We start from the raw sequence: 22,701 nt of genomic DNA, 5'->3' as shown, positions 1-22,701 counted from the left end.
CTTAATTCTACACCCCAATGCCCGCCACATTTGCTTTTTTTAAGGTACAAAGTGAAATACCAGATGGTTTTGTGTTTAAACCGGGTGTTTTTGTCTTTTCGCCAAGTTTAGACCCGCCATCACCTTCATTTCAGATTCAATTCTTCCCACCTCAACCCACTTTTACGGCTTTTGTTGCTTTCTGGAACCAGCGAATTCAGCAAGAGCCACAATGCCGCATTTTTCAATCTGCCGAATTGTCGCTACTCGGCAGAACGGCACACCGTGTTACGTATAGTGCACAGCATGGAGTTAGTACTCGGTTTACTGATATTTTTTTTCTACACCTCGGCCAGAGTTTTGCACGGCTTGCCCTCGTTGGCACATTCGAGCAGGCACAAACCGTCCGGGAAGTATGGAACCAAACCCTACAATCGCTTGTACCAGCGCCCTTTATTCCCGCTACCGAACACCGCACTTCGGCTACACAAAACACTTTTTCTGGCTTCGGACTGACCTGTACCCTACCCGACGGATGGGCAGACCAGACCACCTATACTTTTGGTTCAACACAAAGCCCTGACGTAGAACTGGAAATCAAAGCGGATGAACAGGCGTACGAAGAAACCGCTAAAGAAAAAGTGGACGATTTTTTGGTAAGGATGAGCGGCTTATTGGAAAACAAGTCACAAACCACCGACTATGGCCATTGGCCGAGTAATTCTATAAACGGTTTTCAAGCAAAAGTGCATTATTGGGAAGCTGCAATACCGTTTTTATGTCACTTCGCCGCTTTCAGACCAACACAGAAAACGGGTTTTACGATGTGTGCAACAGGCCCAAAAGAAGCCTTCGCGTCCCTTCCAGATGTACACTTTTCTCCGATAACCCCTTAAATCATCTATATTTATGGCAGATACACCCGCCACCGGAAAAACGTTAGAAGCAACTGTCCGGTATCGCCTGCCCATCATCTTTTTACCGGGGATTATGGGTTCGCGCATCATCATCCGAGGCGTGGCGAGCGATGGTAGTGATGTGCGATGGAATCCGGACTCCACCAGTTACATGGTAAAAAAATGGGTTACTTCTTCCTATACAACCAATGCGCGGTATATGAATCCTGTGCATCCCGCCGATATTGATCCAGACGATAGTCACGAAACCGCCAATGGACTTACCGCTAGCCAATGGTGGGGCGGGATAAGTTGGAAGTTTTACGGAAGCATGATCGAGTCCCTCCACAAAGCCGCAAACGACAAAAGCAGAGGGAGTATTTCGAATGTATATGGTTGCGGCTATGATTGGCGTAAGTCTAATGCAGATTCTGCCAAGGCCCTGAAAACACGTATTGGTGAGGTATTGGCGAAAGAAACAGGGGCGGAAAAAGTAATACTAATCACCCACAGTATGGGTGGCTTAGTGGCCCGCTCATACCTGCAACAATTTGGCGATAGCAAAGTGGAAGCCGTGATCCACATCACACAACCCGTCCATGGCGGACCGAAACTATATGCCGCCTTTAAAGCAGGAACCGACGACTCGGACCTAAAGGCTATTGCAGGTATTACGGCTTTTCGTCAAACATATGTACTTTCCGCAATGACAGGCGCTTTCCAATTGTTACCAAACAACAAATACACCAAAGCGAACTGGCTCAAAGAGCGGATTTGGAAAATGTCTGGCCTTAAAAAAACTGAAACCACCACCCCATATAGCGGAGCGAACATCTATACAGAAAAGTATGGCGCCGCCAGCGGTCCATATCGCTTGGTTCACGACGACCTATTGAAAGACCAAGCCTATGCCCCCATCATCACGAATATCGGCAATAATATCTCTAACGCCGAAAAATTCCATGCCGCCATACAAACTATTTTTCACAAAAGAACCTATAATATTGCCTCTTCTGGGTTAAGTGGAACCACCACACTAACCTATGACATTGGGATTATACAGAATTCCTACGAAGTAGGAAAGGCCAATACAAGCGATGCCACTGTACCCTTATTGAGCCAGTTGGGGTATCTTTTAAATGGTGTCAAGCTACCCAAAAACCGAGAACACATCGTTGCCAATGTAGAACATGGCGCGGCCCCCAATAACGGTGGAATTATTACCAAAACCCTTGAATTTATTGATATTATCGCCCGAGAATATGCTGCACGAAACACCGCCGGCAACCCAAATCCACCACCCAATACAGGCTGAGTATGGGGAATAAAAATAAGTACCCTTGATCCCCAATTCACACCTCTTAGCGTTATCTTAGGTACAGTAAGGCTCCGTAACCGCTTTGCTTCAACGAAGCCTACATCCGGCCTTTCTTCCGACACCCGTTTGACACGGAAGAAATTTGCTACACAACCGACAGAACCTCTAAAAACTGCCAATTCTATGCCACCACGTGCACACGAAACGCAATTCACCTTCCGAACGGCTGCCATCTCCGAAGACCATTGGCATGTTACACACTTCGAGGGTGAAGAGACCATTTCAGACTTATTTGAATTCACTATTCATCTTCTTTCCGATGACCATGCCATTGATTTTGCGGATGTGGTGATGCAATCTTGTACCCTTACCATCCTACGAAATGGAGAAGAGGTAAAACATCATGGCATCGTTAGCGAGTTTTTTCAGGACGAATTTGTGGTGGAACAATGTGTTTACCGCGTGACGATGGTTCCCAAAATCTGGAAGCTATCCCTCAGCAGGGGAAATTATATCTATCAAGACAAATCGGTGCGAGAAATTATCGAAGACTTACTCACCCGCCGGTACAACTTACGAGCCGGTGTGGATTTTGAATTCGAATCCCACTTCGGACAATATCCTCGCAAAGAATATGTGGTGATGTACCAAGAAAGCGAATTGGACTTTTTAAAACGGATATTGGAACACGAAGGCATTTTTTTCTACTTCGATCATGAAGGCGATACCGATAAATGGGTGATTGCCGACGATAGCGCGTTTTGCCCTTTTGTGGCATTGGATGACGATATCCCATACCATAACGAAGGTGGAATGCAAGATGAGACAGGCACCGAAATCATCCGCGACTTCCTGACGCGTGGACGAATGGTTACGGGGAAATACTATGTGGATGATTTTAACTATGACACCCCTACTACAGACTTGCTTTCCCCCGGAACCACCACCGTGAGTCAGATGGAAGGCGTTGCGGTAGAATATGGCGCAAATGTGCCAGATGCCACGGTTTCAGACCAATTGGCGCAACGACGAGCACAGGAAATTGCTTGCCGACAACTGATGTTCTCTGGACGTGGAGACTGCCGGGCTTTCCGTGTGGGTTATATTTTCGGAATGAGGCAACATTTTCGGGATGACCGCAATACTAGTTATTTACTCACCCACGTACTTCACAAAGGCGATCAGCGCCACCGTCACACAGCACTATCCTCGCAACAGGGGGAAGAATACGTCAATGAATTTGATAGCGTATTGTTCAGCCTGCCCTTCCGTCCAGAACGCAAAACCCACATTCCTCGAATGGACGGCATCCTAACGGCAACCATGGAGCATCATCAGGGCAACTATATAGACGACAAAGGCCGTTATCATGCTCGGATGCACTTTGACCAACGCTCGCAACAAATAGCCCCAAACGGTGATGCCACCTTGCCCATCCGGATGACCCAGCCTTATTCCGGCTCAGGTTATGGTTTCCACTTCCCCCACCACGAACGCACCGAAATGGTTTTTGCATGCTTGGAAGGAGATCCTAACCGACCCATTGCGCTTGGAACAGTCCCAAATGCCAATAATACCACGCCTGTCACATCGCAAAATCAAAAACAAAATATCCTCCGCACCCATGCCCACAACGAATTGTTGATGGACGATGCCGAAACCGCCATCCGGCTAAAAACCTCGAATAACCATGTGCTGAACATGACCGATGGTGGTGAAAAAGTGGAGTTGGTCACCAAAGAAGAAAACAAATTGGTGATGCACGACAAGGAGAATTATATAGAAATGAGAACAACGGATAAGCACATTTTCCACCTCAGTGATCAGGATAAGTTCATTCAATTGCAATCTACAGGAGAAAATGTGATCCGTTTGGATGACCGAAGAGAGGGCATCGCCGTTCAAACCAAATACGGTCATGAACTCAAAATGGAAGACCCAGCCAAGAAAATCCGACTCTCTACCAAAGCTGGCCATCACCTCACGTTAGACGATCAGAACAACCTCATTGTACTGGCAGACCAAGCCTTAAACAACAAGCTGGTGATCCAGTCTGCTGCCAATAAAGTGGAACTTCGGTCGGTAAGCGGGGAAATCTGGGAACTATCGGAAGCAGGCAAACATACGATCAAAACCCAAACCTTAGATGTACAAGCCACGGCAAATGCGGATATTAAATCTACAGGTGGTAAACTGACGCTCAAAGGGATGGGAAGTGGGGTAGAAATTGAAGGTTTCCCGACTATTAAACTTACTGCCAGCGGCTCTACAATTGAAATGGGCCCCGCTGGTATTAAACTTACAGCGATGGGAAATACCATAGAACTGGGGGCAACAGGCATCAAAATCTCCGCAGGTGCGATTGTGGATATTTCGGGTGCGATGATCAAACAAAACGCTTAATCTTAATCACAACCATGAACGACATACAAAAAATTGTTTTGCCCGGCGAACAAGCCTTGCTCATCGAAGAAAAACCAACAGAAGCCTTGCTCCAATTCGTGGGCAAGAACGGCATCATCTCGCTCACGATTGTGGTCACCGAAAGTGGGCCCGTTTTACAGGTGACAGGCGGCGATTTGTGCATCCGAACAGATAGCAACCTGCGTTTAGAGGCCGAGGAATTGGCCTTACATGGCCGCAAAAAATTATCGCTCACCTCCGATGGAGAAATGGATGTAGCGGTTTCGATGGACTTCACAACTTCAGCACGCCAACAATTTCATCGTGCAGAACTCGGTAATCTTTCGCTCTATGCCAACGACGATGTGGAAGTGGACGGCGAGCGCATCTTGATGAATTGTTAAACCCAACCGTATATGCTTGCAGAAGCCCGCAATATGGCCGCTTTGTTCTTTTTGGATCACGAACTATCGGATCTCAGGGCCTCTTTTATGCAGTTTGCTCTCGAACGAGGAGTCCTTCCCCCACCCGATAAATGGGAAAAACTGGAAAATGAAGTGATACAAGGTGTTAAAAAACAATACTTTAATCAGGAAGTCACCAATGCGCTTTTCCCCGAAAAAAACATGACGGCGCACGAAGACTACGAGAAACGAACGACCAAGGACAGCGGCGAGGCAACCCTCTGGCATAGCCACGAACTCCTTAAAAACATACCTTTTCACGGCCATCCGGATTATTTGGAGTCCTAATGGAATTTGTAAACACCACTCCTTTTCCAAGCGTCATTACGCGAGGCGCACTTGGCGAACGAGAACTCCTGGCCTCGGTAACGTGTAAGATCACCTTCGGATTAAACCAAGGGTGGCTGGTCCCAGTTGCCGACGAAGAAATGTGGCCGGTTTTTGAAGAACCTTTTGAATTCCAAGGGCTTACACTTAATGTAGATACCGATTACCGTAAACAAAAAACCGACCTGCTTCTCTTTGGAAATGCCCGAACACCCAAGCAACAGCCACTTACCCAAATGCCTATTGGGGTACAAAGCAGCAAGCGCACGTTGGTTGCTCGATGGATGTTTGGCCATCGTTTTTGGCTGAAAGACCTGTTTGGATTAAAAGCTTCGGCACCACGTCCGTTTACCGAAATGCCCATCAGTAATGAATACGCCTTTGGTGGAACCCTCAGCATGAACGGCCAAGAAGTGGGACATATGATCAACCCTGTCGGGCGTGGGTTTTATTTCTCGGCAGAAGAAGCCTTAAACAAGCCGCTTCCTAACTTGGAACGACCAGATGGCCTTGTCACAAAATGGGAAGACCGTCCCGTTCCGGGTTGTTTGTTTAAGCCCGTTGGCCCGTTAGAATTGGCCGAAACGGGGCAAATTAAGCCCGAAGAATTGGCCCAGATCATGATGCCCACCATTATGCAAGATGCTGTTCCCGAATTGCGGTTAGACCCTGCTGACTTGGGCGAGTGGCTGCGCGTCATTGGCTTTGACCATCAAGGTGATCAGTTTTATCCCACACCCCCACTCAATCCGGGGTTTGTCCGATTAATAATGGGCGAAAAACGAAGCCGATTTCCGCTGATCCTGCGTAGCCTCGTCCTTCTGACAGATCATAAAGTGATGGTGGCTACCTATCGAGCAGACTTTCGGTATCTCCTGCAAGCCTTTACGAAACGCACCGCCGAACTCCATTGGACGGCTCCCCTTCCGGTAAAACCCGCCAAACCTCGCTGATATGCAACGCCTCTCCATAAAAGTACCCAAACCTACACCTGCCTCCGCAGCTATGCAAAAGGCGATGGAAAAGCCACTACCGCCAGAAAAACAGTTGGGAACCATTGGCGCTCTGCACCTTTCTGGATTAGAAGGCGGTACGCTGGCCATTGTCATCAAAAAGACGTATGACCTGTTCCCCAATGCTCTTCCCCGTGTGGCCGAGGAGCAAATCCCGTTGGATGCCGAGGGGCAACTCCACGACCCAATTGCTGACGTGGTGGAACCTTCGTGGAAATCACTTCCGGAACTGATCGGGCATAAAACAGGAACGGATGTCATTCTTCAGGGTTTTGCACGGCCTCCCCGCCCAACGCATGAATGGAAAGTGGGTATTAAATGGGGTAATTATACGCACGAAGCATGGGTTTTTGGCCATCGCCAAGTGGACGTGATGCACAATCGGGTGGTGTTTACGCCGCCACAACCCTTCGAAGCATTGCCGCTACGGCACGAGCTTGCCTATGGGGGGGCCGATTTGGTCTATGAGGAAAAATATATATCGGAGCTGAAAAAGAATATTCCGGACGATAAGTACCGAAAAGTAGCACCAGCCATCGAACATCTCTGGGGAGACAATAATTATCTCCTGCGCTATCCGAGAAACCGTTTTGGCATGGCCTATGCCGTTGCTCCGCATCCCAATTGGCACATCGGACGCGCCCTACCCCACTTAGAGCGCCCCGATGACCGCCTCACCCCCGAACGGTTGATCACTAGCAATCCGGCGCATTGGCAAAAACAGCCCATACCCGTCGGTTTCGATTATTTAGACCCTTATACCTTCCCGATTAATGCCATGATGGGCATTGCTCCGCCCGGATTTGATCCCAATGGCCCACAACCGGAAGTAAAACGCAACATATTGCCCGCAGACTTTTATCGGGGAAATGTGGCGCTTGCCACAGGCGCAGATATAGCCAACATCCTCCATCCCATGCTCGGTCGGCAGGCATCGCTTGGGCTGTGGTTTGGGCCGCTACGCGGGAGCGAAACCGTAGAATTGCTCGGTGTTGATCCCGCACACCCCGTATTTCGCGTTGTATTACCTAACGAATATCCGGTGGTTTTGCCGCTGAAAGGTCTGACTTTGCCCGAAGTGAAGTCCATTCAACTCACCAAAATCCATTTAGATAGTGAAAACCGGAAACTCATCCAAACATGGTCGGTACGCTACCCAATGCCCGTAGCGCCGCATCCCGACTTCCTAAAGTCTCTTCCAGAAAGTATTCAAGTCCATTTTAAACGCATTTCGTAACTAAATTATGTTCATCTCTACAAAACACCCTCATTTAGGCAGCTTTGCGTCGGATACTCACGAGGCAACCTTGTTATCACCACCACCTGTACCTCCTCTAAAGGCTCCGGCTTACGCATGGCTGGCTATTTCAGTAGGCGCGCCAATCGGAGAATTATTAACGGGAAAACATACCATCCTTAGTGTACATACTGGATTATGCTTTAGTGACACCTTATATGGGCACGACAAAGGTCCCTTTATTCCACACATTGCCTTATGGTCCATTCCACCTATTGAAACCATTACAGCAACAATCGGTTCTTCAACCAAGTATTTTATGCCTTCTTTTGGGATTCAAGAGAAAGCCACCATGGGCGCATTAAATATCGGACAATCTGCTCCCATAGCTGTATCGTTGCCAGTAGGGTTCATGCAAGTCCAACAGTGTCAGGATATTGGGGGAGTTGGTTTGGTAGCCCCAACAGGCGTTGTCTTATGTATCCCCGCCACCCGTTTAGTCGGGTTTACTTGGAGTGATTTTTTTGCTGGGGCAATCGGGATGATAGGAGATTTATTGGCCGCCGCCATTGGGTCACTGATTGGAAAATTCCTAACTGGCAATAGGTTTTTTACCCGTATTTCGGGCCGAATTTCGGGGCAAGTTGCTCCAACCCTCATGCGACGGCTCCGTATTGGCGAAACCGTGGCAAGGGATATTTCCAGCAATACGCTTCAAGGGCTTTTCACGTTGGCATTGGGTACGTATTTTACGATTCTACAAAACATAGCGTCTTCAGAATACGTCCCAGATTGGATGCGGTATGCGATTATTGCTTCAAGCCCAACGCATCCTATCAGTATTGGCTTATTATTTGGGCAATTGGGGGATGCCGTTGGGTCGTCGTCCGAAACAGGAGGCCGCCGCCCGAATATTTGGGAATGAGAATAGCCGCGTCATCGCTACACGACAAAACCACACCTTGCTCTTTGAATAAACATCATGAAATCTCTCCGTTATGACCGCAATCTCCACGAAGCACCCCAATTTAGGCGGATTCTCGATGGATATGCACAAGGCGACGCTCATCAATCCGCCGCCTGCGCCTCCTGTTCCCATGCCCGTTTATCCATGGGTCGTCATTATTCCACCAGGAGTACCGGTAGGCGAATTGCTGTTGGGCAAGTTCACAATCGGTCGCGTGCATACGGGTCTATGCTTTAGCGATACGCTGCACGGCAACGACAAAGGGATGCTTATCCCACACATCGCCACATGGGCCATTCCACCCATCGAGACCATCACGGTGATGTTAGGTTCATCCACGAAGCACTTCTTGCCCTCGTTTGGGGTTCAAGAAAAGGCTACTATGGGCGCAATCAACATTGGCCAATCCGGCCCGATTGCCATTTCTGCCCCTCCCGGCATGATGATGGTGCAACAATGCCAAGATGCCGCTGGTGTGGGTTTTGTATTGCCGATTGGGACGGTTTTTTGTCTGCCAACGACCCGTTTTGTCGGTTTTACCTTAGCAGATCTAGCGGCTGGTGTCATCGGTATGGTGGGTGATGCGCTTGCGGCTGCCATTGGTTCTAAAATTGGAGACTTCCTGACAGGTTCCAGATTTTTCTCGCGGGTTGCAGGACGGGTTGCACCAGCCTTGGCCCGACGACTTGGGGCATCCGAAGCCGTGGCCACCAAAGTACTGGAAGGCGTATTGGGAGCCACCTTAGGTCACATCAACAATGCCTTGCAAAACTGGACTGGAAGCCCCGATAGTGCCGAAGATAAGGCAAGGCGACGTATGCTCACCGATGTGGGGGTTGTCACCGCTCCGGCAGGAGTTGGTGCAGCATTCGGGGAAATGGGTAACCAAGTGGGCAATCCACCACCCAACCAAGTGGGCAGGCGCCCCAATATTTGGGAATAAGTCCACCATTCGTTGGAGCAAATGGGCAGGATGATCCATATAACACTTTTATTTTCATGATCATTTTTCTATTTTAATATTTACCAATACCTTCCTCCTATCTTACAATGCCATGTTAAAGCGAATTCTTCTCTACGCATTAGCGCCTTTTCTGCTAATCCCGCAACCCTCAAAAGCCCAACCCACTGTCTCCGAGGCGGACTCTCTGGCCTTGGTTGCTTTGTACAATAGCACGGGAGGGACCAATTGGACGAATAAGACAGGTTGGCTAAAAGACCCTGTCTCCCAATGGTATGGCATCACCATTTATTACAATTGGGTGGACGAAATCAACCTATCCAACAATAACCTCACAGGGGATTTGTCTGAGTTTGCTAATGCTTTCATTGCACACCCGTATGCACTGTACTATATTTCGGTGATGAACCTGTCTCATAACAAACTTACAGGCGCGGTACCAAAGGAAATCATTCGGAATACCTTTAGTGAAAGCAAAGCATCTGGACCACCGAATCAAGCCCCCTTAAATAAAAAAAGTGCCGGATTTTATCAATTGCGGTTAAACAACAACAACTTTTCAGGGCTTTTTCCTGCTGAAGTGCATAATGTGTATGACATGTCGGTTTTAGACATCTCTTATAACAACCTGAATGGATTCCTGTTTAATCCTCAGCAAATGTCTATGTATATTGAAACCGTCAATCTATCTAACAACCAATTAGACTTTGCGGATTTCGAACCTAATGCAGGATTTTTCAGCCAAAATGCGGCCAAATATATTATCTCTCCTCAAAAAACAATCGGTTCAGACAAAACACAAGTAGTCAGCTATGGCGACAATACAACATTAGGGTTTGGTACGGTGAGTGGCCAATACAATGTCTTTTCCTGGGCAAAAAATAATGTAACTATCCCCAATACCAATCAAAACCCCTTAAGCTTAAATAGTATAACAGAATCTTCGGCTGGACAATACCAATTTACGGTTTCAAACAGCCAAGTTCAGGGACTCGTGCTCACTTCTGCAACGATTAATTTATTGGTTCGTACCCTCATCAACCAAGCTGATTCACTGGCATTGGTTGGTCTATACAACAATACAGGTGGTACAAACTGGCAGCGTAAAGCGAATTGGCTCACTGGAAGAGTAGCTGACTGGGAGGGTGTCACCGTGAGTGGAGACCGAGTAACAGGCTTGGCTTTGGCCAATAACAACCTGAGCGGTAGCATTCCAGCGTCGTTTATGAACCTCAGTGCCTTACAATTTGTTAATTTTGCAGGCAACAATCTTTCTACAGGAGCGGTGAATTTACCGGCCAACATGCTTTCGATACAAATACAGAACAATCAACTTTCCGACCTTCCTAATTTCACCAATTTTCGTAGTTTACAAACCCTGAATGTCTCGAATAATAACCTGACATTCGAAGATTTTGAACCTTTTGCCACATGGCTTGCAGGAAAGTCTTTCCCAATCATTTCCCCACAAAACCTTTTTGGTACCGCTGAAAACCGTACGGTGGATGTTGGGCAATCGGCGTCGTTTTCGGAAGCAGTGGGGGGAGCGAACAACCGCTACCAATGGCGACGTGGTCAAAACGCAGTCCAAGGGGCTACCACCAATACGCTTACTTTCACAAATGCACAATTGAACGAGAGTGGCGCCTATTATCTTGAAGTCACCAACACCGCAATCTCCGGTTTGGTACTACGGAGCCGAGATAAAGTATTGGTAGTAAATGATCCTTTTGTGGATTTGGAACTCAGCAAGGCCGTGGACAACACAAACCCTCTTGCCGGAAGCAACGTGGTTTACACCCTCTCTTTACGCAACACGGGCAGCATTACCGCCACTGGCGTGACTGTCCGAGATGTCCTGCCTGCTGGGGTTTCTTTTGTATCGGCCAGCCCATCGGGGGTATTTACCAATAACCTCTGGACGATTGGCAGTTTGGCGCCACAAGCCTCCACGACGCTACGGATTACAGTCAGGGCTTTACAAAGCCACCGTAACTGTGCCGAAGTTGCTACCGTTACTCAGACAGACCGAGATTCCAGACCCAACAACTTCAATAATGGCGCCACCGACGAAGACGACGACGATTGTGTGAATGTCTCCGTTACCCCACGGATTGATCTCGAAATCTCGCAAACCGCAACCCCTACCACAGGCATCGAAGGAACTACTTCTACCCTACGAATCCTTGTCGTCAATAAAGGTCCCAGCCCAGCCACCAATGTCGAAGTTAGTAATACCAAAACCCCAAACTTAGCCTTCGTTTCTGGAAGCCCCAACAAAGGCACCTTTAATGCACAAACAGGGCAATGGGTGATTGGTGAGCTCTTAGAATCTGAATCCGTACAACTCACCATTACCACCCGATTGAACGAGCCTGGATTGGCGACCAATATCGCTCAGGTTGCCAAAGCAAGCGAAATAGATGTGGACTCCACCCCTGGCAATAACGTGCAATCCGAAGATGATTGGAGTCGCGCTCAGATTTCCATTAACCGCGATACCGCACCCGTCATTGTTGGGATAACCCGCTTTGAAACACCACAACCCCTTTCAGTACCCCTCACCATCCGTGTGCAAGCCCAAGATGATGTAGGGATCTCCAGCGCAACCTTGCAGTTCCGTAAAGGGGGGGATCCAAGCTTCACAAGCCTAACCATGACACGGGACGGGACAGAGACCAATCCGACCACGTTTAGTGCTGTCATTCCGGCAACGGCGGTGGGGATCCAAGGGCTGGAATATTTTGCAACCATTCAAGACAATAGGGGGCAAAATGTGATCAGCCCCCGTGGTGCGGTTCAAATCACCATTGCCAATGGTAGTTTGGGCTTCAAATCGGAATTATTAACCAATGGAAATGATCCAGCGCAATATAATTTCATCTCTACCCCCCACCTGCTGAAGAACAACAATATCCGCACCCTCTTTGAACCTGTTTTGGGAGCATACAACCCGGTTCGTTGGCGATTGTTTGGTCAAAATTCAACGAGTGAGGAACTGGTTGAACTTTCTGAAACAGAATTGACATTCACACCCGGTGCTGCATTCTGGCTCATCTTCAGAGAACCTTTGCCACAAGACCTCCTCTTGGGCGAAGCCACTTCTATCCCCCTAAACAAGGTCTTTAAACGTGTACTGGCTCCCGGATGGAACATGGTCGGGTCGCCCTTTGAATTCGACTTACCGATTAGCAACCTTTCCGCTAAATCTGGACAGGCCCTCCAAATGGAGACGTTTAATGTGAGCGACCAAAATGAAGATGGAACACCAGAACCCTTGTGGTTGGCTGCAACGGTTTTTTCTCCGTTTAAAGGATATATTGTCGCCAACAACCTGACTGGCAACCAGTCCGATAGCCTATTTGTAGATCCCTTCAGGAGAATAGTGACCAAAACCGAGACACTACAAGCAGTTAACCCAGAATGGCAGATCCGTCTTCAAGCGAAATCCGGTAAATTATTGGCACAAGAGGCCTTGTTAGGGGCACATCAAGCCGCCGAGCCAGATTGGGACGAGATGGATCGGGCTGCCCCACCTGTTTTGGGACCATACCTACAACTCACCTTCGACCATGAAGATTGGGGAAGGCCACTCACCCGGTATAAGTCCGACATTCGTCCATTTCTTACGGAAGGCGAATGGGAAATGAGCATCCGAAGCAGCGAAAGAGGCCCCATTCAGGTTTCAGCAACCATCCCCCCCTCGTTACCCAACCATCTGGGTGTATGGGCAATAGATCCTGTTTCTAAACAAATGCAGGATTTGCGTAAAAATCCCGTACTCGCATTCGTATCGCAACAGGAAAACAGCGTCCGACGCTTTAAAATTCGGGTATCGCAACAAGCGCCTACTTCCGAACTGCCCCAAGCCAATGGACTATTACCAGCGTATCCAAACCCATTTAGCCTACAAACGTCTATTCCGCTTCAGTTGGCAGAAAAGGCCACAATCCACGCCGAAGTGTACGACCTGCTGGGCCGGCGGGTGCGTGATTTAATGCTTAATGAAGGTATGGAAGCTGGTTTCCATACCTTGCACTGGGACGGGAAAACAGTACATGGAACGACTTCTGCAAATGGCTTGTACCTGATGCGTGTCGCCATTAACAACCAAGTCTTTGTTCAACGGGTCGTAAAATCAGACTAACCCAAAAAACAGCATTCCGATAAAACCCTATCCTCACAAGATGGGGTTTATATCTATAATGGGGTCAATAAATGAAAGATTATTTTCAAATTAAAGAGGCCTTCAGCATGCACCATGACACACTTTATCGAACCCCATAATCCAAATTGGGCTACTGAATTTAGCCGGGTAAAAAAAGCTTTATCAGAGGTCCTTCACGGCTACCCGATTGACCTTCAGCATATCGGAAGCACAGCCATCCCTGACATTGTAGCAAAACCCATTTTAGACATAGATATTATTATTGAAGACAAATTACACCTCGATGGCATCTCGGAGAGGCTCGGAGAAGTGGGGTATATATACAAAGGCGAACAAGGCATTCCTGGGCGATTTGTATTTAGACAAACTTCTCCTCGGACACCAATAACCGGTAACGACAAAGAATGGCAGAAACATCACCTATACGTATGTTTCTCAGACAGTTTGGCCTTGAAAAACCATATTTTATTCCGAGATACTTTATTAAATAATCAACAACTGGCACAGGAATATTCTCAACTTAAAGCAAATTTGATCAAAGAAAAAACAATGACAAAAGAACGCTATAATCAACAAAAAACAGCATTCGTTTTATCTATTCTCAGCATGGGTGATTTCGATGAAAATGATTTAATAACAATCAAAAAGCAAAATATCTGATGAATATTTAAAATCATATCTATCGAGATAAACTTGAATAATATCCATTCTCATCGACCCAATGTCCAATCGCTGGGTAAACTTTATAGTAATTATTATTGTGATATAGAGAAAAGGATTGATATTTACGTTTGAATTTTTCTTGTAATTCTGCATTATCTATCTCTTTCATTTCATCAAAAAATCTTTCTGAAACCTGCGTCAAGTACCCCATATTTACACCAGAAATAGATATTGAAAATGATTTCCTGTGTTTACCAAAAGAATTCAAAATAAAAAAATTATCTCCTTTCTTTATTTTTCGCCAACTTGCCCTCAATTTTCCATTAATAGACTCTTCTAACAAAACATTTTGCTCTACACTAGATTTTATTTTAAATTTAATAAAACCTATATTATTATCAAGGTATGAAGGCACATAAAAATATGAATCCATCGTAAAAAACATCAAATTATTTTTACAATAAAGCTCTTCATTTCCTTCAAAATACCTAGGTAATTCATTATCAAACTCAGGATCTGGAGCATGTAACTCAATAAACTCAGAAACACGAACCTGTGTCTTTAAGGAATCAACTTTATTGTCATATCTTATATCTGCAAACGGCTCATCATACGCCGATCTAGTAAAGATACGGGCATTAGCTAAGAAATCGGACAAAATAAAGTATCCTTCAAAAACACCAAATTTATTCGTTTTCTCTTGTTTCGTCAAAAATAAAACGTCAGATTGATCAGCACCAATATTCTTCTTATAAAAAAAATCAATTTTTTTAACATAGGATGAAATAGGCTTAAGGCCCTTTGATGTTAATTTATGTATATAACCTGCATACCATACCGTATCACCTACACTGTAGATATTTTTATCAAATGTTATATCCACAACTGTTCTTAATAATTTTTTATCAATAATCATTTCTTTTTTTTCTTCTTGATAGTATTTATATTCACTAAAATCAGGTAAAAAAGTAACTGAATCACCATTTTTATTTTCAATTATTACATAAAAATCAATTCCTTGATTCAAGTTAATCGAAACCATTCCATTTTTGTTTATTTTTATTTTACGTTTTTCTTTTATATTTATTTTATTCTCATCCATATAGACCACTACAACAGAAACATCTTTTGAAAAATCAATAATATTCGTATAACCGATCATTAATTCAAGAATTTTTCTATCTATTTTTAGTCTTGAAAAAACAGAAAAATGAGTTACTTCTAAATAGCTACATATTTTATTTTCATCAAATTTTTTATTAATCAAACACACTTTATAAACTCCTTCTTTATCAAAATATTTACTATTTCTTCCTAAATAAAAATTTTTTTCTTCCTTCTTTTTTAAGGATATGAAGTAATTTTCTTGAAGAATGGCTCCCTTAGTTTCGTTGCTTATAAAGGGCTTGGTATGTTCCAGACGGCTTATTTCAAGGTTTATATCTGTTTTTGAAAGACTCATCCCCTCAAAATAAGCTACTTCTCCGGGTTTTACTCGTGAAGAGAACCTCACCCAGATGGAATCTCGTTTGATAGAAGTTGTATATTCCTCATCATGCTCTTCAATAGCTGTTGTGTTTTTTTTAACATTGTTGATACGCAAGAACGAATTCACGTTAAACAGCATAAAAAACATCAGTAGCATCCACATTTCTTTAAACCTCCTTGCCAATTGCTTCTCGGATATGTTGCAGACCATTTTCTTCCATCAAACGAAGCAATCCTTTATTAATGTCACAAACCAACCCCGGCCCTTGATACACCATCCCCGTATAAACCTGCACCAATGCCGCTCCCGCTTTAATCTTCTCGAACGCGGCGAGCGGACTATCCACGCCCCCCAACCCAATAATCGGTAGTTTTCCTTCAGTTTCTTGGTATAATACCCGAATCAAGGCCGTAGAACGATTCCGTAGCGGTTTCCCAGAGAGGCCGCCCCGCCCAATTTCCTCCACAACCTTGGCCTTAGACTTCAGCCCTGCCCGATCCGATGCCGTATTCGTCGCAATTAGTCCGGCAATGGGGAAGGCCCGAATGACGGATAGTAAATCCTTTACATAAGCGAGGTCTTGAGGATTTTCGGAGGCGGGAGGCGATAGTTTCACCAAAACAGGTACTTCCGAACCAAGCGTTGATCGTTCAGTGAAGATGGCAGAAAGGAGCTGGCTTAAAGCATCCGGTTCCTCAAAGGTTTTGCCTTCGGCAGTATTGGGGCACGAGATATTTAGGGCAACATACCCCGCAAAGGGGGCCAATAGCCGGAAAGTCATTGCAAAATCAGCTATGGCCGCTGCTCCCAAGAGGGTGGGGTCGTGTGTTTTGGCAATATTGATCCCTAATGGAATGGCCGATTGGCCCACACCAGCCAGCCGTTGCGCAACCGCTGCCGCCCCGTCGTTGTTTAAGCCCATCCGGTTGATAAGGGCCTCGTCGTCGGGCAAGCGAAACGCACGCGGTTTGGGATTCCCTGCCGAGGGCTGCGCCGTCACTGACCCAACTTCCATAAAACCAAACCCCAATGCAGGCCAAAATTGCAAAAGGGTTGCATTTTTATCGTAGCCAGCAGCAAGTCCTACAGGATTGGCAAAGTCCATTCCAAACAAGTTTTGCCGTAGCCGCATATCCGAGACCCGATACACCTGATCAATCACCCCCGACGCCCAAGTTCCCCAGTGGGCCACTTGCATCGCTAAGTGGTGTGCCGTTTCTGGATCCATATTGAACAAAAACGGTTTTAGAAGTTGATAGAACATATTTCCTTTGATGATCCTTCCGATGGTGTTAATGCGTAACGATTATTATAGCATTTAAATCTTACATAACTTAATTCACATCTTACAACAATCAACCCTTATTTCTCATGAAAAATACCTTCTTCTTGCTTGCGGTCCTGCTGCTTGTCTCCCTTCCTGCTACCGCACAACGCCTTGAGTATGGTCTCAAAGGCGGTACGAATATCAGCCTCATCACTGATGCAGATTACAAATTCAAATCCATAAATGTTGCCCCAGGCTTTATGGCCGGACTTTATGCGCGCACCAATACCCGACGGATTGGCGCACAAATAGAGGTCATTTATGCTTCCAAACAATGGAGCACCGAAGAGCAACGTGCCGGACAAAGCAATACCCAAATCCTACGGCAATTAGATACCAAAAATGGTTATGTTTCCGTTCCCCTTATGCTTTATGCCAAGATTGGACGGATTGACATTGGGGCTGGACCACAAATCAATGCGCTTTTGACTTCGGTTGCAAAAGGACAAGAACTAATCAAAAACATTCAATCGGGCAATACAGAAGCCATAAAAGATCTGGCCTACGACTATCTGAAGGATAAAATTGGCGAAGGTGGTTATGCAGACATTCCAACAGGGACACCGCAAGAAGGCAGTCTCTATGAAAAAATGGGACTTGATGCAAACTTTGGCTTGGGGCTGAATTTAAAAAGAACACGGATTGAGGGCCGGTTGAACTATGGGCTTACGGATGTCATGAACAACTACTATGTTAAGTTCTTGAATCCTGCTGAATATGAAAACAGCGAAAAACTCATTTCCGGACAAGTTATTCTCAGTATCAAACTTTGAACTACAATAATTTTTCCCGAAAGCCTGCTTCCAACAGAAGTGGGCTTTCTTTTTGGTATAGGGATTGATTATACTATTTAAGACGAATCAAGCGTTGAATTCAGCATCTAACCTATAATCTATTTCTACATGAAAAAATTTTATGTTCCTGTCTTGTTGCTTGGCCTGGTATGGCTTCCTACCCGTGCCCAACAAGTGACGCAAGGCAATCCGCCTGCCGCCGATGAAGTGACCCAATTGCGTCAGGCAGTCCAGCAATTGTACCGTTATGTGCAATATTTAGATGGAGAAGTCCGTACCTTAAAGCAATTTATTGACGCCGCCGTAGAAATTAAATTGTCTTTTGATGTCAAAGACTTACCCCAAAAAGGAAAGGCCACCGCACCCATCGCCATCCTGGAGTTTTCCGATTTTCAGTGCCCCTATTGTGCTACTTTTGCGAACAATGTGGCCCCAACTTTAGATAGCTTGGTAACAGCTGGCGTGCTGAAAAAAGTATTTGTGGATTTACCACTCACTTCTATTCATCCACTCGCCTTAAAAGCAGCAAAGGTCGGACGTTGTGCCAACGAGCAGGGTAAATTCTGGGAGGTTCACGACGCCTTTTTCAAAAACCAAGGCAAACTACAATCGTCCTTAGATTCTTTGGGCACGTTTGCGAACAAAGTGGGAGCCGATGGTAACAAACTGCAAGATTGCGTTAATGGCCCCAAATACGATGCAGCCATTAATCAAACCATCCAAATGGCAGAAGGTGCAAGCATCAGTTCCACCCCGACATTGGTACTGGGCTATACCCAGCCAGACGGAAGCGTAAAAGTGGCCAAATTTATTCGAGGCTCAGGTGCCAACTTTGTCGAAGAGATCAAAGCACTCAGTTCTAAATTACAGCCTCAGGCAGCTACACCAGCCGAGCAACCCAAAGGAAAACGTCCTCGACGCTAAGGCCATCTGACATTTTTCAACGTAAGCCCTATGCCTATTGGCTGGGGCTTTTTGGGCTAACAAGAATCCAGCAATACGCCCCCTTTTCTGTGGCCTCTATAAGGCTTTCGGAGATCGGTTCGCTAACTCCGTAATAAAACGATACCAGTACAATAAATACTGATTGCGAAAGCTTTAAGAACTTGGGACTGGGTATTGGGAAATGCTTCTATTTTTGTGCCCAAATTGTGCGATCGTCTGTGGGCCATCTTCATATTATAGATAAAACATGGTCATTGGAATCGGGGGCATCAGCCGATCCGGAAAAACCACCTTATCGCTGCAACTTGTGCAACAGTTTGGCCCAAGCGCTGTGGCCCTTCATCAAGACGAGTTTGTGGCTAAGCGCTCCCTACAACCCCGAATACGACATGGGGATGAGGATCGGACGGATTGGGAGGCCCCAGGTTCACTGGATTTCTCGGCCTTTATCGCTGCCATAGATCAGGCACGAAAGGCCCACTCGGTGGTAATTGCCGATGGGCTAATGGTATTCTGGGATGCGGAATTGTATCGCCGATTCGATGCTGGTATCTTCCTATCCATTTCTAAAAAAACTTTTATTGAACGAAAGAATCGGGATTTAAGGTGGGGTCGCGTTCCCGATTGGTACCGGGAACACATCTGGTTAAGCCATCAAACATATGGGCAAGTGCCCCCTAGCTTCAGGCCCATCTTGCGGTTAAGTGGTGAACATCCTATCACAATCGAGCCTGTCATGCGCTTTTTAATGGAGGTTGTTCTGGGTTAATCCTCTGGCTTAAACGCCTTCAATTTGTTTAATTAGACGGCTCGTAACCCATTGGTAGCCATAATAGCCGATAAAAAAAGCCCCGTTTTTTGAAACGAGGCTTTGAGCCAATGACCGGACTCGAACCGGTGACCTGTTCATTACGAGTGAACTGCTCTACCAACTGAGCTACATTGGCCTGATAAATTCAAGGTTTTCAAGATACTGGAAAACCCCTATGGGTGTCAAGTGTTTTTATTAACTTCTACGCCAAACCCTACGTCTTTCAAGAAGCCTTCATCTTGTGCAGATAAATGATCTTTCTGCTTCCAAGCCCAGAAGCCCAATACAAGCGTCAGAAAGGCACTTAACCCAAAATATATTCCTTTGGGGAAAATGGGAAAGCGGGCCACCAAATGGTGCCAAGAAGTTAAAAAGGCGGCGCAAGTGGTTATCCAGTACCCGGTCTTACGGTGATTTTCCGGCAACCCATGAAACAAGAGCAGAATGCCAAAATAGACCAAAAAAAACGTTGGTGCGAGTAGGCGCTCCTTGTCTTGCCCAAAGAAGCAAGAAATCCAGACCAATCCTCCAAACCCCCCCCAAGCCGGATGGGCTTTAAAGAGGCGAAAGAAGGGCTTGTACCAAACAAGCAGCAGAACCGAAAAAGGGGCATATGTATTGAGCAGTAAGCGCCCCCACGCCACAGGATCGGCTAATTGTCGGGCATAGATTGAAAGAGCGCCCCAAAGGTGCCAATCTTGGTTTTCAACCCGAACTCCGGTCCGGATGGCCATAAAAACCATTAATGCCAAGATGGACAGTAAAACCATTCCCCATACATCCTTGATCCCTACACGATTTTTGCGGAAATACCAGAGAGCCACTGGCAACATGAGCAAGTTCGCCTCGCGGGTCATTGCACCAAGAAGGAGTAAAAAACCAAATTGGCTGTATTTATTTTTGAACAAACTGAGGGCCATTCCCAAAATTAGCACCATGGTTAGGACATCTCCCCATTGATATGGATTAAATGCCGGAAAGCCCACAAAATGTGGATTCAACAGGAGCCAAAGCAGACCCACACTTTGTTCCGTGGGACTTAATCCCCAATTTGCCAGCCAATGTACCCATAAAATAGCCAACCCACCAATGGTCAGCAAAGTCCCCCATCTAAAGCCCGCATCCAATCCCCCCGGCCATAAACCAGCAAGCCACGGTGGCAAGATTCGGAAGCCAAACGGAGCACGTACCGTCCAAGCCAGATCTGGGGCTGCCGCTGCCATGTGCCGATAATGGCGGAGATCCTTGTCTCCAAAAACCGCCAAATCAATGTGTCCGTACCAACCCCAGCAAAAAAGAGTCGTACCGACAAATAGGACGGAATACCGGAAGACCGTCGTGAAACGTGGGTCAGATAATAGAGTCACGCGGCTCCATTTGAGGTTTATCGCGGTACTCCAGCAAGTAATGCAGCCCCCGATTTTCATTTCGCTGGAGGCCACATTTAATGATCATATAAGCCACGGTAATCATATTGCGCAATTCACACAGCCCAACAGACACTCGGGTTCGGCGATAAAAATCTTCGGTTTCTTCAAACAAAAAGAAGGTCCGACGGTATGCCCGCTCCAAGCGCAGCCGGGTGCGAACAATACCTACGTAGGCAGACATGATGGCCTGCAATTCTCGTCTATTTTGGGTGATGAGCACCAATTCCTCGGCATTTGTGGTCCCGCTATCATCCCATGCGGGTATATCGGTACGGAATTGGGTGCTCTGGGCATATGCAATGGCAGGATTTACGGCCCGATTACCAAATACCATCGCTTCTACCAACGAGTTGGAAGCCAAGCGATTGGCCCCGTGTAAACCAGTGCAAGTAACCTCTCCGCAGGCAAACAAGCCATTGATAGAAGTCCGACCTTCTAAATCTGTGAGAACCCCCCCACAAAAATAATGTGCAGCCGGCGTAACCGGAATCGGTTCCTTGGTCATGTCTATGCCATAAGACAGCAATTGATCGTAAATATTGGGGAAATGATAAATAATTTCGTCCTTGGGCTTATGCGAAATATCTAAATAGACAAATTCTTCTCCTCGCTTGTTCATTTGATCGTTGATGGCGCGTGCCACAATATCTCGTGGAGCCAGTTCTAATCGTTCATCGTAGTTAGTCATAAAGCGTTCGCCTGCTTGGTTAAACAGCAAACCACCCTCGCCGCGAACAGCCTCGGTAATAAGAAAAGACGTTCCGGGCCGATACAAAGACGTGGGGTGAAATTGCACAAACTCCATATTAGCAATTCGCGCTTTTGCGCGATACGCCATCGCCATCCCATCGCCAGTCGCTACCATCGGATTGGTGGTATGGGCATAGACCTGCCCTCCCCCACCAGTAGCCAACAATGTCGCTTTGGCCAAGAACACTTCTACTTTGTCTTCGTGCTCATCCAACACATAGGCCCCATAGCACTGGGTATCGGTCCTGAATTTGGTAACGACCTCGCCAAGATGGTGTTGTGTAATCAATTCTAAGGCAAAATGGTGTTCAAAGACTTGGATATTCGGATGATTTCGGATTTGTATCAACAAAGCCCGTTCAATTTCCCGACCTGTCATGTCCTCTGCACGGACAATCCGGTTCATAGAGTGGCCCCCTTCTCGCCCCAAGTCCAAAACACCATTTTTTTGCGTAAAGTGGGCCCCCATTTTCATTAATTCACGCACGTATCCTGGTCCTTCTTTTACCACCACCTCCACCGCTTCCCGCTTGCAAAGTCCCGCTCCAGCAATTAAGGTATCCTCAATGTGTTTCTCGAAACTATCTGATGGATCCATAACTGCAGCCACCCCTCCTTGTGCCCAATTGGTGTTGGAGTCGGCAGACTGTTTTTTGGTGACAATCGCTACCGACCCATGTGGGGCCACTTTGAGTGCGAATGAAAGTCCGGCAATGCCCGAACCCAGCACCAGAAAATCAAATTGATGAATCATATTAA

At 46.4% G+C, this 22,701-nt stretch carries 18 protein-coding genes and 1 tRNA gene; 14 read left to right on the top strand and 5 right to left on the bottom strand.

The features are described from left to right. The first annotated feature begins 17 nt into the window (after window positions 1-17). The 11 genes from JNN12_01930 (at window position 18) to JNN12_01880 (ending at window position 14,393) form a co-directional block, all read left to right on the top strand. Complete coding sequence (locus tag JNN12_01930; protein MBL7977070.1) at window positions 18-875, top strand: hypothetical protein; 858 nt, start codon at window positions 18-20, stop codon at window positions 873-875. A 13-nt stretch (window positions 876-888) separates the two neighbouring features. After that, entirely contained in the window at window positions 889-2,190 is a 1,302-nt protein-coding gene (locus JNN12_01925; GenBank protein MBL7977069.1) for an alpha/beta hydrolase, read from the top strand. A gap of 186 nt (window positions 2,191-2,376) precedes the next feature. Next, a complete protein-coding gene (gene tssI, locus JNN12_01920) occupies window positions 2,377-4,596 on the top strand; it encodes a type VI secretion system tip protein VgrG (GenBank protein MBL7977068.1) in 2,220 nt (739 codons plus the stop codon). A gap of 14 nt (window positions 4,597-4,610) precedes the next feature. Beyond that, window positions 4,611-5,000 (top strand): hypothetical protein, encoded by a 390-nt coding sequence (locus tag JNN12_01915; protein ID MBL7977067.1) that lies wholly within the window; start codon window positions 4,611-4,613, stop codon window positions 4,998-5,000. A 12-nt stretch (window positions 5,001-5,012) separates the two neighbouring features. Beyond that, window positions 5,013-5,348: a hypothetical protein gene (locus JNN12_01910; GenBank protein ID MBL7977066.1), complete on the top strand. Its 336-nt coding sequence runs from the start codon at window positions 5,013-5,015 to the stop codon at window positions 5,346-5,348. Further along, window positions 5,348-6,340: a DUF2169 domain-containing protein gene (locus tag JNN12_01905; GenBank protein MBL7977065.1), complete on the top strand. Its 993-nt coding sequence runs from the start codon at window positions 5,348-5,350 to the stop codon at window positions 6,338-6,340. Before JNN12_01910 ends, JNN12_01905 begins: the two co-directional genes overlap by 1 nt. 1 nt (window position 6,341) lies before the next feature. Beyond that, window positions 6,342-7,637 (top strand): DUF2169 domain-containing protein, encoded by a 1,296-nt coding sequence (locus JNN12_01900; GenBank protein MBL7977064.1) that lies wholly within the window; start codon window positions 6,342-6,344, stop codon window positions 7,635-7,637. Window positions 7,638-7,644: 7 nt separating this feature from the next. Continuing rightward, complete coding sequence (locus JNN12_01895) at window positions 7,645-8,562, top strand: hypothetical protein (protein ID MBL7977063.1); 918 nt, start codon at window positions 7,645-7,647, stop codon at window positions 8,560-8,562. A 73-nt stretch (window positions 8,563-8,635) separates the two neighbouring features. Beyond that, a complete protein-coding gene (locus JNN12_01890; GenBank protein ID MBL7977062.1) occupies window positions 8,636-9,547 on the top strand; it encodes a hypothetical protein in 912 nt (303 codons plus the stop codon). 112 nt (window positions 9,548-9,659) lie between these two features. After that, a complete protein-coding gene (locus JNN12_01885) occupies window positions 9,660-13,712 on the top strand; it encodes a DUF11 domain-containing protein (GenBank protein ID MBL7977061.1) in 4,053 nt (1,350 codons plus the stop codon). Between the two features lie 114 nt (window positions 13,713-13,826). Next, window positions 13,827-14,393, top strand: a complete 567-nt coding sequence (locus JNN12_01880; GenBank protein ID MBL7977060.1) for a GrpB family protein — start codon at window positions 13,827-13,829, stop codon at window positions 14,391-14,393. A gap of 19 nt (window positions 14,394-14,412) precedes the next feature. On the opposite strand, the gene JNN12_01875 is transcribed toward JNN12_01880, so the two are convergent. Then, window positions 14,413-15,999 (bottom strand): hypothetical protein, encoded by a 1,587-nt coding sequence (locus JNN12_01875; protein ID MBL7977059.1) that lies wholly within the window; start codon window positions 15,997-15,999, stop codon window positions 14,413-14,415. Between the two features lie 52 nt (window positions 16,000-16,051). Continuing rightward, window positions 16,052-17,149 (bottom strand): quinone-dependent dihydroorotate dehydrogenase, encoded by a 1,098-nt coding sequence (locus tag JNN12_01870; protein MBL7977058.1) that lies wholly within the window; start codon window positions 17,147-17,149, stop codon window positions 16,052-16,054. A gap of 107 nt (window positions 17,150-17,256) precedes the next feature. Here JNN12_01870 and JNN12_01865 point away from each other — a divergent pair, with 107 nt between their 5' ends. From JNN12_01865 to JNN12_01855, 3 genes are all read left to right on the top strand, one after another. Then, window positions 17,257-17,985: a PorT family protein gene (locus JNN12_01865; GenBank protein ID MBL7977057.1), complete on the top strand. Its 729-nt coding sequence runs from the start codon at window positions 17,257-17,259 to the stop codon at window positions 17,983-17,985. Between the two features lie 129 nt (window positions 17,986-18,114). Beyond that, window positions 18,115-18,930, top strand: coding sequence for a thioredoxin domain-containing protein (locus JNN12_01860; protein MBL7977056.1), 816 nt, complete (start codon window positions 18,115-18,117; stop codon window positions 18,928-18,930). 268 nt (window positions 18,931-19,198) lie between these two features. Next, a complete protein-coding gene (locus JNN12_01855) occupies window positions 19,199-19,720 on the top strand; it encodes a hypothetical protein (GenBank protein ID MBL7977055.1) in 522 nt (173 codons plus the stop codon). A gap of 105 nt (window positions 19,721-19,825) precedes the next feature. On the opposite strand, the gene JNN12_01850 is transcribed toward JNN12_01855, so the two are convergent. The 3 genes from JNN12_01850 to nadB all read right to left on the bottom strand — a co-directional run bounded on the left by JNN12_01850 (window position 19,826) and on the right by nadB (window position 22,696). Continuing rightward, a tRNA-Thr gene (locus tag JNN12_01850) sits at window positions 19,826-19,898 on the bottom strand. 46 nt (window positions 19,899-19,944) lie between these two features. Next, complete coding sequence (locus tag JNN12_01845; protein MBL7977054.1) at window positions 19,945-21,129, bottom strand: hypothetical protein; 1,185 nt, start codon at window positions 21,127-21,129, stop codon at window positions 19,945-19,947. Further along, window positions 21,113-22,696, bottom strand: coding sequence for an L-aspartate oxidase (nadB, locus tag JNN12_01840; protein MBL7977053.1), 1,584 nt, complete (start codon window positions 22,694-22,696; stop codon window positions 21,113-21,115). Before nadB ends, JNN12_01845 begins: the two co-directional genes overlap by 17 nt. Window positions 22,697-22,701: the final 5 nt, after the last annotated feature.

The sequence above is a fragment of the Bacteroidetes Order II. bacterium genome (assembly GCA_016788705.1).
GTDB lineage: Bacteria > Bacteroidota > Rhodothermia > Rhodothermales > UBA2364 > UBA2364.
This window is presented reverse-complemented; position numbering and strand designations above follow the sequence as displayed.